The following is a 15,740-nucleotide window of genomic DNA, read 5'->3' as shown; positions in this document are numbered from 1 at the left end:
CTTTGTCGCCGATTTTACCGAACTTTCTTTCACTGATTGCAACAAGTGTCGCAGGACATCGCTGCGCAGCACCTAATTTTATATCTGTTCGGGAAAACTGATAAAAGCACCCGAAGTCAAAAAGTCTATCTCCATCAAACTATTGAAACATTTACTCATTGTTGCAAAACACTTTGGGGAATTTTTTCGACGTGGAGCAATGCTTGCTAAAGGAACCTTGAACAGCGCTGACATGCCGATGTTAGCGCGTTCAATAAAAACGCGAGCGACCAAGGTAACTTACGGACAAAATCCGGAGGCATCTGGGTAGGCAGAATAAAATCAATAAGGAGCCACCATGGAAAAGAACCAATACCGTTTGACAATCAAAACACTTCTTACTGCATCACCACTTATCTGTGCAGCAAATGTAGCCAACGCAGAAACCAAAGATTGGATGGATCGCATAGAGCTTGGGGGCTATCTTGCTCAGGGCTGGCAATCGGCCATTGAAGTTGACAAAAACAGCTCCATTGGAACAGATGAAGAAGCGCAATCTGGATTTCAGCGGATCCGGTTTTCACTAAACATCAACGCTCAAATCAATGATCGCGTCAGCATATTTGCAGAGCTGGCGGAAGAACCGAATGATTTCGCAGGGGTAACCCCCTTCGCAATCTCACAGGATTTGGCGTGGGTGGAAGTGACATTAAACGAGAACAACTCTGTCAGAATTGGCAACATCATAGCCTACCCGGGCGCCCTATCTTACTTTTACTATTCTGATGGGGCCTCTGTACAAGCCAACCCTCTCATCGGTAACACCCCTGTGGATATGGTCACCGCAGAAGAAGGCATTTGGCTCACCGGTAAACAGCCATTTAGCAACGGCAATCTGCTTTGGGACTTCACTGTATCGACGCCTTCATTTTCGTCGGACTTCAGCGACGGCGCGGGCTACAACTACAAGGCCAATCTCACCTACGCCTTGGACAGCGGCTTTGGCGTAGGTTTTGGCGTTTTCCAAACCACTGGCGATGCGGAGTGTCTCGGAGGCGTGTGTACTCTGGCGGACGGCGGTGCGGTGAATTCAGCCATTGGCATGGGCGACGGTGACAACTATGAGTTTTCGTTGGGAGGCCCCTCTACGCGTTCCACACACGTTGCCGTTATCCCAGCGATCGATGCCACCATCTGGCAGGCCGACCTTCACTATTCTAACGACAGCTTTCTGCTACAGGGCTTTTATGGTGTCGCTGAAGACAGCTACAGTTTCCTTGGTGGATTTGGATCCGCGGAATTTGAGGAAAGTGATGCAGAACTGAATTATCTGAGTATCACCACTAAGTGGACCCTATCAGAGTCCCTCTATGTTGCTGGTCGTTATTCCCTGTCTGAAAACGAATCTGACAACATTTCAGGTGATGACAATACACTGGAGCGATTTCAAGTCGGCATCGGCTATTGGTTTGATGAAGGCATTTTACTTAAAGGGGAATACGTCAACCAGAGCGAGGAGGCAAACTCAGGAGGGTTAAAAACCGACGGCACGGGTGACGCCGAATGGGATGGGCTTAGCTTAGAACTATCCCTCCATTTCTAAAGAACGGTTATTTAAGGCTCTGCGTTACCAACTCTATTCAGAGCCTTCTTGATCGACGGAACCGAGCAACGCTGACCAATTCGTCTTATCCATCTCGAGAAAAGGCGTCGAGTTTGACCAGGTTCAGACGAATAGTTTCGAAAGAATACGAAAATGACAGTTGTGGTAATAATGAAATAGACGAGAGGCCACAAGACCAAATCGTAGGGCGCTCCCAGCAGATACATTTTTTTTACAGTGATCAACCCGGAAATCGCACCCGTAGCCAAGGCGACAAAGAGCAGCGCATAACGACATCGTGCTGTTCTGTGTCGTAAAAATAGACACAAAGCTGCGAAAAATGACAAAGCCAGCAAAGTGCTTATCAACAGACCGACCAACAATGCCATTTGGATGTTATGAAAGCAGTCACTGTTGGCGCCACAATGCCCATTCGACCATTGCTGAAATCCGGAGTAGACGCCCCAGACAAACGCCTGCATACCGCCAGCCAACGCCGTGTATATGAGCAAGGTTTTCAGGCCAACATAGGATGGAGAATCCACCCGCAGCGCAATGTAGGTATCTGCATGCATGTGCGTAATCCTGCCTCTCTGAATTCAGGGCACCTCTAAAAACTGCCTTTTTCCACGATAGCTGTGTCAGTTCCGTACTCAAATCCTCATTTACTCTATGTAAACTGCGGATTTCCGTGCGGTACTTCCTTGCTCTCACTCAAAAATTCTCATTTTTAGAGGCGCCTTTCAATGAATGTTCATCCAGCGCGATACAGCAACAACGATAGCTCAGAGCCTTACAACGACTGTCGGCTATTCTCTATGGTTTACCCTCCTGCGTAAAGTTCATTAGTACAGCCAGCGGTTGAATCGATCAAATCCAACGACCCACATCATTTTTATAGCGCACATACTCGTCGCCAAACTTTGCCTCCATGACCGCCTCTTCTGGCACAATTTGAAACCTGTTGATGTAAGCGACAAAAGCTGCAACGCCAATCGATAAAAAAGGTGACGCCTTAGCGATAGTCAGCGCCAACAGCAGTAATGCCAGTCCGAGATACATCGGGTTTCGCGTTCGTGAGTACACCCCCGTGTTGACGACAGCAGAAGCTTTGGTGGGATGATGGGGATCAACACTGGTCTTAAAACGCCGAAATTCAACCACCGCCGCAATGCCCATTGCCACACTGATGACAGTGACAAGCCCTGCTAGCGTGCGCCGCAATAACTCTGGCAGAGATATCATCGGTAAAAATTCAGCACTCCAAAGCATAAGCCCACCAATCACAGCAAAAACAATCACAGGGGGAACGGTAAGATTCAGGCGATTCATAGGGTCATGACTCTCAACAGCAATATCGTAAAGGATCAAATGTAAAAAAATTACGGCTTTCCTACAACGCAAGACAGCAAATTTAACGACCTTGTAACCATTTTGCCGTGAGCCGCGAAACTGCATTCGATCGCATATCGCGTTCAATTTTTCAATTTCATTGTGGAGAGCTAAATGATTAAGAAATTTCTTATCGCTGGATTGATGATGACCACCAGCAGCCTGGGCTACACAGACGCAAATAATGGTGATGTAACCTACAAAGTCACCATAACCAACATTACCCCAGGCCAAAGCTTTACGCCCCAGCTGTTGGTTACTCACCCACGATCAGTGCGGCTATTCAAGCTAGGCGCCCCGGCAAGTACTGAATTGGAAATACTCGCGGAGGGTGGCGACACCGCACCGCTAACGCAATCCGTTGAAAACACCGCGTTTGATACCAAAACCATTCCCGGTTTGTTAGAGCCAGGAAAAACCATCAGCGCAACAATAACAAGTTCAAAACATGGTGGTTTTCTCAGTCTGGCAGCGATGATGATCCCAACCAATGATAATTTCGTGGCTATCAACGGGATTCGTCTACCGCACAAGGGCTCAAAAACACTGCTCGCGCCAGCGTACGATGCAGGCACAGAATTTAACGATCAAAACTGTGTGAACATTCCCGGTCCGATCTGCGGTGGCGAGGGCTATTCTCCAGAGCCATCAGATCACGACGAGGGCTTTGTTCACATTGGTAATGGTTTTCACAACCTGGGTGACTACGACAGCAACGGCCTACCACTGTTGCCCCCGGTCCCTTACGACTGGAGGAATCCTGTGGCCAAAATTACCATCAAGCGACTTTGATGCATTGAGATTTCTAGAAAAGCATCCGTTTCCATAATGCGATTACACCAAAGTTATTGCCAGTGAAATTAGGTTCATCCTCTCTTAAAAAAAGCGTTTATGAAGCCGATGACCAACGCTGGTCGGTGTTAATGTCGCGCGCCCAGCAAGGAGATGAAATCGCTTACAGACAGCTCCTTAGCGAGCTGTCTTCAGTGATCAAGCGCTACTTAATCAGTCGATTGGGTTCCCACGATTTTATCGAGGACTGTGTTCAAGATATTCTGATCGCGATTCACAAGGGACGGCACACCTACCACCCAAAGCGACCTTTTCGCCCCTGGCTGTTCGCCATCGTCAAAAACAAGACCATCGACTCTCTCCGCAGGCGAAAAAGTTATGAGGACGCCCTTCAACGACAAGGGGAATCTCAAAGCAATGTTATGGACCGAGAATCACTCTATACCCAGGATTTGGATTATCCCATTATTCAGGGGCGTTTGATCAAAGCCTTGGCACCGCCAATTCGGCAGGCGATTATTCTCACAAAATTCGTGGGATACTCTAACGCAGAAGCAGCAAACCAGTTACGGATATCAGAAACGGCGGTCAAAGTGAGAGTGCATCGAGGAATGGCAAAATTAAAACGTTTGTTCATAATGGATGAACTATGAAGCCTAGCACGCCCCTCATTCAAGAACTCAGTGCAGATCTCAAGCCTGTAAGAGTCGCGCCCAACCCCACCCTACTCGCGCTGATATGGTTCATCGCCAGTATGACACTGGTTGTCCTACTTATTACGATGACAGGTCCGATTCGTCCCGAAGCGGGTCAGCAACTGCTAACCGGACCGCGTTTCCTGATAGAAAACCTGCTCGGTCTGTCAGGCCTATCCCTGCTCGCTCTTGCGGGATTCCGCTCTGCCATTCCCGGAGAGAAGTCTGCGCATTTTTTATCATTTGGCAGCCTGCTGACGGCTCTTTGGCTATCTCAGTATATCCTCGGACTGTGGCACCCGACGCTGCCCCCCTTAATGCATGGTAAAAGAGATGCCTGTTGGCTAGAGACTCTGCTTTTCGCCCTCCCCACGATGTTGAGTGGTTTATGTTTAACCCGACGCCTCTTCCCGTTACAGCCGCTTATCTCGACATGCTCCTGTTGTCTTGTCGCAGGTCTGCTCCCCGCGCTTGCTATGCAGGTCGCTTGCATGTATCTCGCCCCCCATATCCTCAGTCACCATATCTTACCTGGCATAGCCGTCGCCGCCGTCGGAATCTTACTCAGTTTAACCGCTCAATGGATTGCCAAATCGAGAAATCACCCTTGAAGCCCGTTGAGATAGGCCGCTGTTAGCTCTTGTTGGGGGTTTTCAAAGAGGTCTTGGCAACGACCAAATTCGATCAGGCTGCTGCCTCTGACGGGCATCCAGAAAAACGCCACATAGTCAGCGACTCGACGCGCTTGCGCCAGATTGTGGGTAACCACGACAACGGTATAGCGATCGCGGAGTGAAACAATCAAACGTTCAATTCGAGCTGACGCCACGGGATCCAGTGCACTGCAAGGCTCATCCATCAACAAAACTTCCGGCTCCAACACCAGAGCACGCGCAATACACAGGCGCTGCTGCTGTCCACCGGATAACGTCAATGCAGACCCATTAAGACGGTCTTTGACCTCATCCCATAGGCCCACCGCCCGTAATGCCGTTGCAATTTTTTCCCCACGCAAGGCGACGTCTTTTTCACCGTGCTCCTTTAAGGGCAGCTCCAGATTTTTCCATATTGACAGCGGGAAGGGATTCGGCCGCTGAAAAATCATGCCGACTCGACGACGTAAATGTAAAAGATCTGTCTTACCATGCAGGATATCCGCGCCATCAAGGTGAATGCTACCATCAACACGGCTACCATGATCAATATCGATCATACGATTCAGCGTCGATAAAAAGCTGGTTTTACCGCAGCCAGAAGGGCCAATCAGAGCGGTGATCGAGCCTTTAAAAATATCCATTGAAACCTGTTCAAAGGCCGCTTGCCTTTGGTAAAAAGCACTTAGCCCCCGAACCTGAATCAGCGGCGCTTGTTTCGCGTCACGTTTACACGTTTTTGAGCGATCATCACCATACGGCGTGTTAAAACAAGGCTTCGCCGTCATGTCCATTGGATCCTCCTCCCAACCTGTGAGCGCCTGAGTTGTCGATCCACCACAGACTGCAGTATCAATGTCACAATAACGATCACCCCCAGTAAAACAATCGCGCTACCATAGGCTGCGCGATCTCCACCCGATACATTCATCGTCAGATCATAGATATGAACGGACAGCGCCCTGCCGGAATCAAACAAGGATTCTGGGCGACGATCAACATATCCGCTGGTAAACAATAAAGCCGCGGTTTCTGCAGATGCACGGGTAAACCCCAGCAATATACCGGCCGCTAACCCTGGCATCGCCGCAGGTAAGAGTAGATGCCGGATGACAGCCGCCCGTGTCATGCCTAGTGCCAGCCCGCCCAACCGCCAACCCGGATCTACCGATCGCAATGCAACGGCACACATACGGATAACGATTGGCAAAACCATACACGCGAGCGTCAAGCCGCCAGATAAAATTGAATACCCAAACCCCAGAAAGACACAAAAGACAGCATTGCCAAATAATCCGTAGACAATCGAGGGAATCCCAGCGAGAACATCCAAGATGATCGACAGACTATGTGCAGCTTTTACCCTCCATCGCCCCTGCTCCTGTGTGTATTCTTCTAACCAGATCGCAACCGCCACGCCAACAGGAATCGAGACCATCAAAGCAATAGCAAGGATCATTACGGATGAAATCAAAACGGAAGCTATGCCTCCTTGACGGCCGCCCTGTAAAGGATCTGTTGTGAAGAATTCCCAGGATAAAACCGTCGCCCCTTGACGCACAATGTCGACAAATAGCCAGGCAGCAATGACGAGAGGAATCGCCAGACACACGTAGGCGGCAAACTCGATGAACCGGTATTTCCAGCTAGTGTTCATTCGGCTCTCCGGAAAAGCGACGGGATCGCCCATGAACCCACCGGGAAACCCCGGCTGAAATGAGCCACACACACAGGGTAAGGAGAAGCCCGGAAAAGAACAGACCGGCGCGATGATCATCCAAGGCGTACGCCATCTCTAGTGCGATATTCGCTGTCAACGCACGAACGGGATCAAAAAGACTGGAAGGCAACTGCACCAGATTACCTGTCACCATTAACACCACCATGGTTTCGCCAAAGGCTCTCGCGAGCGCCAGAGCAACGCCGGTGTAAATCCCTTGTTTTGCGGCAGGCAAGGCAACATGGAGAAGCCAGGCGGTTCTTGGCAACCCAAGCGCAACAGCCCCCTTTAGAACATCCATGGGTACCGCAGACAATGCCGCCTTGGCAGCGATCGCCAAGGTTGGGAAGATCATCAACGCCAAGACCAAAATTCCCGCCAGCAAGCTGGCACCAGGTGGATGCCATACATTGATCAGCGGTACTATCTGACTTAAGCCCCACAACCCCAATATTACAGAAGGCATCCCGGCAAGAGCCGTGATGACCACGTGATAACACCGAGCCGCTGAACTTCCGCCCAGAAACGCCAGATAGATACCACTGACAACACCAAAGGGCATTGCAACCAGCACGGCACCCAAAGCCAGGAAGATAGAACCGACAAGCATTGGCAGTAAGCCAAATTGGCCTTCCAAGGGATACCAATTTCTTCCAACGAGAAAACTGCCCGCACGATTCAGAACAGGTAAGGACTCCCCCACCAAAAAAATCACGATAAAGAGTAGCAAGCAGGCAGTCGCTATCGACAGCGAGAACACACATCCATAGACGATACGATCGCCGACTCGCGCGCGTCTATTCATTGGACTTTATGGCACAACAAAGAAGTTGTCTTCGATCAATCCACTGACTTCAGACGATTGGGCAAACTCTAAAAATGCGATGGCGAGAGGCGAAACCTCGTCCCCAACCACAAGATTCAGTGGCCGCGACAAGGGAAAGCTGCCGTTGGCAACATGGGCTACCGTGGGCGATAAACCGTCCATCGGCAATCGTTTAATCGATGCTCCCAGCGACTCTTCATGTTCCGCAGAGCCGATGGATACATAGCCTATCGCTGCCGGATTGCCAGAAACGGTCTTTATCCCTTGCTGGTTATCACCGATAATGATTTGCGGACGGATTTGACTGTTCTTGAGAGAAAAAAACTGCAAAAAAAGCTCAAGGGTTGACCGCCCTTCTGCCTTGTTGACGACGACAATCCGACGATCCTCACCACCAACCTGCTGCCAGTTGGTTATTTTACCCGTAAAGATATCAATGACCTGTTCTCGAGATAACTCACCAACAGGGTTATCGCGATGCACAATTAAGCCAATGCCATCGCGAGCAATCAAATGGGGAATCAGGTCCTGCTCGGAAGTTTTTAACGCTCTCGACACCATACCAATATCTGCGAGGCCACTGCGGGCATCACTAACGCCCCTCGATGAGCCGCCGGTTTGTACATCAATACGAATCCCTTCATGACTGGATTCATAGCGCTTGGCCATTTCCAAGACCAACGGCGCTATCGTGCTGGAACCTGTCACAGTCAACCTCTGAGTCGAATCAGCAAAGGCACTGGCTGTAAAAATGATCATCAGTATACCCACGATGAATTTCATTCCTTGTTCCTTTTTTATGTCATAAGGGGATTAAATATCTTGCAACCATTCGGCGGGAACACAATGCAGGTCTTGTGGATGATCAACATCCTGTAAAGGCTCGAAAACCTTACAGGACCACCCAAGACTGGCGATTCTTTTCAGAGTTTCTTGTCCGACACTCTCTGTGCTCCAGTGAATGCCTGAGAAAAGACGGTCAGAAAATTCAGTCATTCCCAGTAGAACATAACCACCATCCTTAGCAGGTATTATGCAAGAATTGTATTCTTGCAAGGCTAAGGCAGCAGACTGCAGATGTTGCTGGGTCAGATGGGGACAGTCCGTCCCGATTAAAATCGGATGTTCGCCGGCGGCCACAGCTCGCTCTGTCGCCCGCGCCATACGCTGCCCCAAGTCACCTTCTCCCTGCTCACTCCATAGCAACTCAGCAGGCAATGACAGGGTACTCCATATTTTGTCCTCAACGGAGGGAGACACGCACAGCTCAACGCGCCCCACCTTACACTGAGTTGCCTGGTACGCAGTATTGACGATGAACCGCTTTGCTAGAGCAGCAGAACCGGATTCACCCAGGGCGGGGATGAGTCGGGTTTTGGCATAGCCTGACAAGGGAGCCTTCGCGAAAATAATCAGTCGAATACGATGATATGTCATTGCAAGTACTTAGGGGCTATCCGCCGATGAGATTTTATTCAGCCGCCAGTCATAGTCGAGAAAGTTGATTTTCAGCTTGCCCTTTTCAAGTTTTAGCGCGGCAGTCTCATCTAACGATAATGCTTCTTTATAGTCGATAAGAAAATCTTCCAAGCGCTCGTATCCTTGCCAACCTTTTTCAAAATCTTCGCGGTACCATTTGAATATTGAAGACAAATAAAGCTCACCAGATTTAAAGTGGTTTCGGCTTGAATCACTGAGGAATGCTTGAGTTTGCTCGGTCAGCTGCGTGTCGAGCTTATTACCTGTGTAGGCTTCAGATCTCAATGCCGGACAACCAATACTGGCACAGTTCACCGCGAAATGAATGCGAGGATCCTGATACCTTTCTGAACCTCGAATTAATTGATGCTCAACATCATCGAGCGTTAGAGTCTCTCCAAACAGTGACACAAAAGCTTTACTCCAGGGTGAGCTGAACAGATTGCCAATATCCCGAATCGATTCGATGTCTGGCCATTCCGTCAATATCAACTCAACCGTCCAAGCGTTATACGCGTTGATAAGAAATGCCAACTGAACGTCTGCAGGCCACTGATCAAAATCCGCCTTAGATACAGCCGCGAGACTTTTCAGATAAGATGTTAACGCCTCCCGATCCGAAAACATTCCTTGGTAATCTACGGCGGTCGCTTTGACATTGTTGATTTCTGTCACATGTTGATGGAGCAGTTCATTCCAAAGACTATGATCAAAGCCAGTGTTGATTTCCGCCCGAGTGGATTCCCCTGTAAAAACAACACAGAGTAAAACGACCGCCATAGATAAATGCTTGATGCTCACGAAGTTAACCTCGACGCCATGTATGATATTTTTTCAACCACTGCTGCACCCTCTCAGGCGCATGAGCCTGCTTCCACTGTCCCGCAGCGTACTTATTGGCTTCAGCCCACGTGGGATAAGTGTGAATCGTCCCGAGAATTTTATTCAGCCCTAAGCCGTGTTTCATGGCTAAAACGAACTCGGCGAGAAGATCGCCAGCATGCTCGCCTACAATGGTTACGCCAAGAATTCGATCCTTCTTGGGAACGGTGAGCACTTTGACAAACCCTCTGGCAGCACTATCAGCAATAGCGCGATCCAAATCCTCAAGGTTGTAGCGAGTAACTTCGTAGGCAATGCCCTTGGCACGCGCATCTTGCTCGTTAAGCCCAACCCTGGCGACTTCTGGGTCGATAAATGTTGTCCATGGAACCACCCGGTAATCCACTTTGAAACGCTTTAGCTGACCAAATAACGCATTGACAGAGGCATACCAGGCCATGTGTGCAGCCGTGTGCGTAAATTGGTAAGGCCCTGCGACATCGCCCGCCGCGTAGATATTGGGATATAGCGTTTCCAAGTAATCGTTGGTTACGATGGTTTTTTGGGTTTCGATACCCAAAGCTTCGAGCCCGTACCCCTCCAGACGAGCAACACGGCCAACGGCACAGATCAGTTCATCAAAGACGAGTTTTTTCTCGCCTCCGTCTGAGGATACGATTACGCATTTTTCACCATCGTCTATTTCACACCGCAGAGCACGATGGTTGGTCAGCACGCTGACACCTTCGCGTTCCATCGCTTGTTGGGCGAATTCTGACACCTCTTCGTCTTCGCGGATCATAACCCTGGGGGCCATTTCCACTTGCGTCACCTGAGACCCGAGTCTGGCGAAACTCTGTGCTAACTCGCAACCTATGGGGCCACCACCCAAGACCACCATGCGAGAAGGGATTGATTCCCGCTCAGATAAAACCTCCCAAAGCGTGTCACTGGTGAGATAACCCACAGAGTCGATACCGGGCAACGGTGGAACAAACGGACGAGCACCGGTGGCTAAGATAATCGCGCGGCTGGTCAACTTTTCCGTTGCCCCCGCTGCATCGGTGATTTCCACAGTCCATGGATCGAGCAAACGACCATACCCCTGCTTCACCTCAACCCCCATCTTGGTATAGCGCTCGACACTGTCATGGGGTTCGATGGCTTTTATTACCTGATGAATACGCGCCATGACGTTTCTGAATGAAAACTTAGGCTCAGAACTAGACAGGCCGTAGGCTTCAGCGTGCCTTTGTTGGTGGGCAATTTTGGCGCTCTTTATAAGCGCTTTACTCGGCACACAACCGTAGTTAAGGCAGTCCCCACCCATCTTATTCGCTTCTACGAGCGTCACCTTCGCACCAACGACTGCAGCGATGTAGGCAGACACCAGCCCGCCGGCACCGGCACCAATGACAATCAGATTACGATCGAAGGACGTCGGCTTCCGATAGTTTGCGTACACACGGCGAGCCTGTACGATGGCGATGATTTTTTTAGCCAACAAGGGAAAAATTCCCAGCAGTACGAAAGACAGTAGCAACGGTGGCGATACGATTCCGCTCAGGCTGTCGAGCTGAGCCAACTGTGTCCCAGCCAGCACATAGACCCCCGTACCCGCCAACATACCGATCTGACTCACTAAATAGAAGGTGATGGTAGGGATAGGTGTTAATCCCATCAAAAGGTTGATCAAAAAGAACGGGAAAATAGGAACCAATCGCAGGGTAAACAGGTAAAAGGCGCCCTCTTTTTCAACACCTTCGTTAATGGTTTTTAACCGCTCGCCGAATCGTCCCTGAACACTGTCTCTTAACAGATAGCGAGACACGAGGAAGGCCAAAGTAGCACCAATACTGCTGGCGAATGACGCAATCACCACACCCCAGAACAAACCAAACAGCGCTCCGGCTGCCAGGGTCATCACTGCAGCACCGGGCAGTGACAGAGCAGTTACCAGGATATAAACCACAAAAAATAGTGCGGCAATCAGCAGCGGTCGCTCGCTGCGCCAGGCATCAAATTGGCCTAATCCGTCCTTCAGGCCATCCAATGTCAGCCAGTACTGCACATCAAAATAGAAAAAGCCAGACACTAAAACGGCGAGGAACAGCGCCACTGCCAGTTTTTTCATCATAATCTCCCGTCGATAAACCAGTTTTCTCTATGCTCTGGTTACAGAGAGTAAAACCCTCTGAAACCGTGTTTTCTTACAGCGTTGAATCTGACGCATCTAAGAAAGCTGCCGCCCAGTAGACAAGCACTGTCTTCGCCATTCTCGCCAAATCAACCCCAACAGTACTAACAGCTGCAGTAAGGAAAGCATCCAGGGCACTTCAAATGCGGCCAATCCGAAACGGCTTTCCGACCAACCCAGCCCTCGCAAGACGGTGCCATTCCAATAGGATACCGGCGCAAAGGCCATACACAGCACGACTGCATCCCGCCGACAATAGACCGCGAGAGGTAACAGCCAAAGCCAATACCAGGGATTCACCACTGGAGACAGCAACAGCAATGCAATCATTAACAGAAGCGCTGCTGACGGATCCGATAGCCCGCCCCGAGACCGATACCCGCGCAATAGTAACAGCAGACAAAAAAGGATGAGCAACAAACCACAGGTAATACGCGCATACTGGTCAGGGAGGAGCGCCTGAACCACTCGAAACCCGATCGGATTAAACCGCCATTCAGATCCAAACACCCAGAGTGACTCCAACTCGGAGCGACCAATGCCCACCAATGGCAGATACAATGCGACTAACATCAAAAACGTGGTCAGGAGCAATACCAGCGACCAGCGCCATTGGTAATAAAGATTAAACGAGCCCGCAGAGTGATTTCGATACAACAGCAATGGAACCAAAAGCAAGGCCGAAACCTTCGTCGCCACAGCAATACCGAGTAGCAGACCACACGCAACCACACGCCGTCGTTGCCAAAAGACAAGGGTGACCAGCACCAAACCACCAACGATCGCATCCGGATGAGCGCTGGCAATGGCCTCCTGAAGCAGTAGAGGATGAATCGCGTAGGCCAGCAGACCGTCGTTTGATACAGCGAGCTTCCAAAGCGACACCAGAACGCACAGATCCACGGCAACCAGCAGGATTTTTAAACCAAACATACTGGCAGGGCTGATGATATAGGCCAGCGCAAACAGATACTGTTGCACCGGGCCATAGACGGTTTTTAAATCCGGGTTATTGATTCCCGTTAAAACCACTTGCCATTCTGAGGATAAGGATGCATCGCCAAAAAATTCTGCTGGCGCATGACGATATGGATCGCCATGAGTAAGAGTCTGATAACCGTCCCAAAGATAGCGGAAATGGTCATCTTCCAAGAGAGGCTCAGCAGATACCAGCATAAGTCGTAAAAGGATTGCCAGCAAAAAAATTGCAGGTACAGAAAATAGACGTCCCAGCCGCCGAGAAAAAAGTACAGCAAGCGCGACCGCTCCTAACAACATTGATATCTGTATGGCGAGCATCTGCTGGCCAACTGAGCTTCCTGGCAAACCGCCGATGACGAGCAACAAGCAGGAGCTAAACGCGCACAGTAAAAAAAAGACCACAGCTCCTGGGGAAGATACTGTGGTCAGACCAAGCGAGTTCAAAAGGCGTAGGTATAACTAATACCGAAAAAACTATCGTCGACGGTATTACGTCCATCAATCAGTTCGTTGTACATTAGAGCCACGCCCTGATTGCCAAAACCATATCCGACAGAGGCTTTTATTAGGGAACGCTCTTCCGCGACTTCCTGAAAACGCTGGGGAGAAAAGCCCTCCTCGCCAATATCCAAACTGGAATCGAAATCCTTTTCCAAATATCCCAAACTCATCGACCATCCAGGTGCCGGTGTGAAATGTGATGTCAACTCGAAAAAACTGGCGTTGGGAACACCGTTATCCCTATCTTGCCAGCCGACTTCCGCAGACAGCGCCATCCACGGTGTCAGAGATTTACCGACCACTGCAGCCAGCTCGATTCCATTAGCATCTTTTCCGATCGCCGCCAATCGAGCACCATCATAGTTGCCGCCAATAATCGCGGCAGCACGCAGCGTAACGGTCGGCATCCCTGTATCAAAAAATTCATCAACTACCCGCCAATTCAAGCCAACAACAGAATCTGCCAAGCCCCTGTCACTGTCCGCAGAGCCGACATCTACTTCGCTGTAAGCGAAGGTGGCATCCACGGATAGGTTGTCCGCGATACCATAATTCAATGAGAGCGTGGTTACCGTTTGCTCAAACTCATCAGCGGCGTTTCCCGTTATCGATTCGGCAGACAAATCCTGATCGCCGATATAGGCACTGTCTCCAGATTGATCAATATAGCCAATACTCGCGGAGAGTTGGCCCGGTATCGGCAGCCAGGGCGATGTACCTTCCGCGACCGCGAAAGTGGCCGTAGACATCAGCGCACAATAGAGAGCACTGTTTAAAAAGCGTGCGGATTTCATATCTATATCCTGTCAGAGTAAGAAAACTAAGATCGTTCGCTGGCGGCGATCACTGCAGCTTGAATCTTTTGGTTAAAAAGACTTTCAGAGCCATCGCCTCTTCGTCGCTTAGTTGAATACTGGGATTTCCCGACAGGATCTGTCTGGCCTGAGACTCATCGAGTTTTTGATCGTGCAGCGGGCACTCTTTACAGGCATAACGGCTGGCATAAAGTCGCTTTCCTTCTTGATAAGCCACTGCGTCACCGGTACGAGCCCCTCCCCCGGCGTCAGAGCCTGATGCCCAACCTAAATGGGGGAGCGCAACCAGTGCCAGAGTGATGAATGAAGCAGATAATTTAAAAACAGTCATGAAAGTACCCTCAGGTTGATAAACAAGATAAATTCACTCACTCGACCACTAATGGCAGCGAGTTGTCGACGTATCGATCGTTGACGGCGCTGGACTGCAGCCCGGTGAACACCGGACTTTTGCATAGAGACCGGCATCTGCGTGAAATGGATATTGACGCCTGAGCTTAAAGAGCATACCGAGAATGCCTCTCGCCGCCGCAAAAACACCTCTCACGGTTCCACCGATTTTGGAACAACCTCCCAGACGATTGCGCCAGCGAACCGGAACCTCCACCACCCGCTGATTCAGTAGAGCCGCTTTTACTTGCATCTCTACCGTCCAACCAAAACCTCTATCCTGCATCGTCATCGCCAAAAAAGAACGCCGCCGAACCGCTCGCAAGGGCCCCAAGTCAGAAGCCGGAATACCCCATAGCCGTCGCATGAGTGCGCAGGCAAGCCAATTGCCGAATCGCTGGGCCGTAGACATTGACCCAGCTTCAGGATGAACTCTTACGCCGATGGCGAGATCAATTCCCTGCATGGTCAGTCGTAACAACGGCAATGCATCTTCGATACAGACAGAGCCATCACCGTCCACAAATAACAAAATGCTACCCTGCGCCAACCGGCAGGCCTGCCAGCAGGCTGCCCCATAACCCGGTTCTTTCACGAAAATAACTTGAGCCCCCGCCTGCAACGCACAGAGCTTGGTTTGATCGCTGGAATTATTATCTGCAACCAATATCTCGAATTTCTGAGGGGGTAGCTCTTTGCGCAACAGCTGGAAAAGATCCGTGACGACCGAGCCAATATTTGCCTCTTCGTTTAAAGCAGGAACAATCACGCTGACCAGAAGCGCTGTATCATCGTTTGCGTCTAGTGAATTTGGAATCTTAGAACGTGTCCGCTCGTCCATGTCTTGCTCAGCCAATGAGTTTGATAGGGACAGTTAACCGCGAAACGTCGAGTA

General features: G+C 50.1%; 17 protein-coding genes. 4 read left to right on the top strand and 13 right to left on the bottom strand.

Features of this window, described 5'->3' with window-relative positions; all coding sequences use genetic code 11:
• Window positions 1–337: 337 nt before the first annotated feature.
• Window positions 338–1,582: a hypothetical protein gene (locus ACXAFR_RS22840; RefSeq protein ID WP_475181379.1), complete on the top strand. Its 1,245-nt coding sequence runs from the start codon at window positions 338–340 to the stop codon at window positions 1,580–1,582.
• An 11-nt stretch (window positions 1,583–1,593) separates the two neighbouring features.
• Here ACXAFR_RS22840 and ACXAFR_RS22835 read toward each other — a convergent pair whose 3' ends face one another.
• Together ACXAFR_RS22835 and ACXAFR_RS22830 are read right to left on the bottom strand one after the other, a co-directional pair.
• The gene (locus ACXAFR_RS22835; protein WP_475181376.1) at window positions 1,594–2,157 is read right to left on the bottom strand and encodes a hypothetical protein; all 564 of its coding nucleotides are present in this window, start codon (window positions 2,155–2,157) and stop codon (window positions 1,594–1,596) included.
• A gap of 295 nt (window positions 2,158–2,452) precedes the next feature.
• On the bottom strand, window positions 2,453–2,914 hold the full coding sequence (locus ACXAFR_RS22830) for a methyltransferase family protein (RefSeq protein WP_475181375.1): 462 nt from the start codon (window positions 2,912–2,914) through the stop codon (window positions 2,453–2,455).
• Window positions 2,915–3,088: 174 nt separating this feature from the next.
• On the opposite strand from ACXAFR_RS22830, the gene ACXAFR_RS22825 reads away from it, so the two are divergent.
• The 3 genes from ACXAFR_RS22825 to ACXAFR_RS22815 all read left to right on the top strand — a co-directional run bounded on the left by ACXAFR_RS22825 (window position 3,089) and on the right by ACXAFR_RS22815 (window position 5,072).
• Window positions 3,089–3,766 carry a spondin domain-containing protein gene (locus ACXAFR_RS22825; RefSeq protein WP_475181373.1) on the top strand — a complete coding sequence of 226 codons (678 nt, stop codon included), beginning with the start codon at window positions 3,089–3,091 and terminating at the stop codon, window positions 3,764–3,766.
• Window positions 3,767–3,828: 62 nt separating this feature from the next.
• Entirely contained in the window at window positions 3,829–4,419 is a 591-nt protein-coding gene (locus ACXAFR_RS22820; RefSeq protein ID WP_475181371.1) for a sigma-70 family RNA polymerase sigma factor, read from the top strand.
• The gene (locus ACXAFR_RS22815) at window positions 4,416–5,072 is read left to right on the top strand and encodes an NrsF family protein (RefSeq protein ID WP_475181368.1); all 657 of its coding nucleotides are present in this window, start codon (window positions 4,416–4,418) and stop codon (window positions 5,070–5,072) included. The genes ACXAFR_RS22820 and ACXAFR_RS22815 overlap by 4 nt, the downstream gene beginning before the upstream one ends.
• On the opposite strand, the gene ACXAFR_RS22810 is transcribed toward ACXAFR_RS22815, so the two are convergent.
• From ACXAFR_RS22810 to ACXAFR_RS22760, 11 genes are all read right to left on the bottom strand, one after another.
• Window positions 5,063–5,908, bottom strand: a complete 846-nt coding sequence (locus tag ACXAFR_RS22810; protein WP_475181367.1) for a phosphate ABC transporter ATP-binding protein — start codon at window positions 5,906–5,908, stop codon at window positions 5,063–5,065. The genes ACXAFR_RS22815 and ACXAFR_RS22810 overlap by 10 nt on opposite strands.
• On the bottom strand, window positions 5,899–6,771 hold the full coding sequence (pstA, locus tag ACXAFR_RS22805) for a phosphate ABC transporter permease PstA (RefSeq protein ID WP_475181366.1): 873 nt from the start codon (window positions 6,769–6,771) through the stop codon (window positions 5,899–5,901). The genes ACXAFR_RS22810 and pstA overlap by 10 nt, the downstream gene beginning before the upstream one ends.
• Entirely contained in the window at window positions 6,761–7,639 is an 879-nt protein-coding gene (locus tag ACXAFR_RS22800) for a PstC family ABC transporter permease (protein ID WP_475181363.1), read from the bottom strand. The genes pstA and ACXAFR_RS22800 overlap by 11 nt, the downstream gene beginning before the upstream one ends.
• A gap of 6 nt (window positions 7,640–7,645) precedes the next feature.
• Window positions 7,646–8,443: a phosphate ABC transporter substrate-binding protein gene (locus ACXAFR_RS22795; RefSeq protein WP_475181360.1), complete on the bottom strand. Its 798-nt coding sequence runs from the start codon at window positions 8,441–8,443 to the stop codon at window positions 7,646–7,648.
• Between the two features lie 30 nt (window positions 8,444–8,473).
• On the bottom strand, window positions 8,474–9,097 hold the full coding sequence (locus tag ACXAFR_RS22790; RefSeq protein ID WP_475181359.1) for a TIGR04282 family arsenosugar biosynthesis glycosyltransferase: 624 nt from the start codon (window positions 9,095–9,097) through the stop codon (window positions 8,474–8,476).
• A gap of 9 nt (window positions 9,098–9,106) precedes the next feature.
• Window positions 9,107–9,940: a DUF547 domain-containing protein gene (locus ACXAFR_RS22785; RefSeq protein WP_475181356.1), complete on the bottom strand. Its 834-nt coding sequence runs from the start codon at window positions 9,938–9,940 to the stop codon at window positions 9,107–9,109.
• Between the two features lie 4 nt (window positions 9,941–9,944).
• The gene (locus ACXAFR_RS22780; RefSeq protein ID WP_475181355.1) at window positions 9,945–12,095 is read right to left on the bottom strand and encodes an FAD-dependent oxidoreductase; all 2,151 of its coding nucleotides are present in this window, start codon (window positions 12,093–12,095) and stop codon (window positions 9,945–9,947) included.
• 99 nt (window positions 12,096–12,194) lie between these two features.
• Window positions 12,195–13,457 carry an MptA/MptB family glycosyltransferase gene (locus tag ACXAFR_RS22775; protein ID WP_475181353.1) on the bottom strand — a complete coding sequence of 421 codons (1,263 nt, stop codon included), beginning with the start codon at window positions 13,455–13,457 and terminating at the stop codon, window positions 12,195–12,197.
• Between the two features lie 122 nt (window positions 13,458–13,579).
• On the bottom strand, window positions 13,580–14,434 hold the full coding sequence (locus ACXAFR_RS22770; protein WP_475181351.1) for a hypothetical protein: 855 nt from the start codon (window positions 14,432–14,434) through the stop codon (window positions 13,580–13,582).
• A gap of 49 nt (window positions 14,435–14,483) precedes the next feature.
• Window positions 14,484–14,786 carry a hypothetical protein gene (locus ACXAFR_RS22765; RefSeq protein WP_475181350.1) on the bottom strand — a complete coding sequence of 101 codons (303 nt, stop codon included), beginning with the start codon at window positions 14,784–14,786 and terminating at the stop codon, window positions 14,484–14,486.
• Window positions 14,787–14,834: 48 nt separating this feature from the next.
• A complete protein-coding gene (locus tag ACXAFR_RS22760; RefSeq protein WP_475181348.1) occupies window positions 14,835–15,686 on the bottom strand; it encodes a glycosyltransferase family 2 protein in 852 nt (283 codons plus the stop codon).
• Between the last annotated feature and the right edge of the window lie 54 nt (window positions 15,687–15,740).

The organism is Pseudomaricurvus sp. ABR4_320 (genome assembly GCF_056159445.1).
Note: the sequence above shows the minus strand (reverse complement) of the source record. Positions and strands in the feature narration are given on the sequence as shown.

What these genes read in the sequence shown, in the direction of transcription:
- ACXAFR_RS22840 (WP_475181379.1), top strand. Translation starts at nt 338, where the DNA reads ATGGAAAAGAACCAATACCGTTTGACAATCAAAACACTTCTTACTGCA.
- ACXAFR_RS22825 (WP_475181373.1), top strand. Translation starts at nt 3,089, where the DNA reads ATGATTAAGAAATTTCTTATCGCTGGATTGATGATGACCACCAGCAGC.
- ACXAFR_RS22775 (WP_475181353.1), bottom strand. Translation starts at nt 13,457, where the DNA reads ATGCTCGCCATACAGATATCAATGTTGTTAGGAGCGGTCGCGCTTGCT.
- ACXAFR_RS22830 (WP_475181375.1), bottom strand. Translation starts at nt 2,914, where the DNA reads ATGAATCGCCTGAATCTTACCGTTCCCCCTGTGATTGTTTTTGCTGTG.
- ACXAFR_RS22815 (WP_475181368.1), top strand. Translation starts at nt 4,416, where the DNA reads ATGAAGCCTAGCACGCCCCTCATTCAAGAACTCAGTGCAGATCTCAAG.
- ACXAFR_RS22835 (WP_475181376.1), bottom strand. Translation starts at nt 2,157, where the DNA reads ATGCATGCAGATACCTACATTGCGCTGCGGGTGGATTCTCCATCCTAT.
- ACXAFR_RS22780 (WP_475181355.1), bottom strand. Translation starts at nt 12,095, where the DNA reads ATGAAAAAACTGGCAGTGGCGCTGTTCCTCGCCGTTTTAGTGTCTGGC.
- ACXAFR_RS22790 (WP_475181359.1), bottom strand. Translation starts at nt 9,097, where the DNA reads ATGACATATCATCGTATTCGACTGATTATTTTCGCGAAGGCTCCCTTG.
- ACXAFR_RS22770 (WP_475181351.1), bottom strand. Translation starts at nt 14,434, where the DNA reads ATGAAATCCGCACGCTTTTTAAACAGTGCTCTCTATTGTGCGCTGATG.
- ACXAFR_RS22800 (WP_475181363.1), bottom strand. Translation starts at nt 7,639, where the DNA reads ATGAATAGACGCGCGCGAGTCGGCGATCGTATCGTCTATGGATGTGTG.
- pstA (WP_475181366.1), bottom strand. Translation starts at nt 6,771, where the DNA reads ATGAACACTAGCTGGAAATACCGGTTCATCGAGTTTGCCGCCTACGTG.
- ACXAFR_RS22765 (WP_475181350.1), bottom strand. Translation starts at nt 14,786, where the DNA reads ATGACTGTTTTTAAATTATCTGCTTCATTCATCACTCTGGCACTGGTT.
- ACXAFR_RS22795 (WP_475181360.1), bottom strand. Translation starts at nt 8,443, where the DNA reads ATGAAATTCATCGTGGGTATACTGATGATCATTTTTACAGCCAGTGCC.
- ACXAFR_RS22810 (WP_475181367.1), bottom strand. Translation starts at nt 5,908, where the DNA reads ATGGACATGACGGCGAAGCCTTGTTTTAACACGCCGTATGGTGATGAT.
- ACXAFR_RS22760 (WP_475181348.1), bottom strand. Translation starts at nt 15,686, where the DNA reads ATGGACGAGCGGACACGTTCTAAGATTCCAAATTCACTAGACGCAAAC.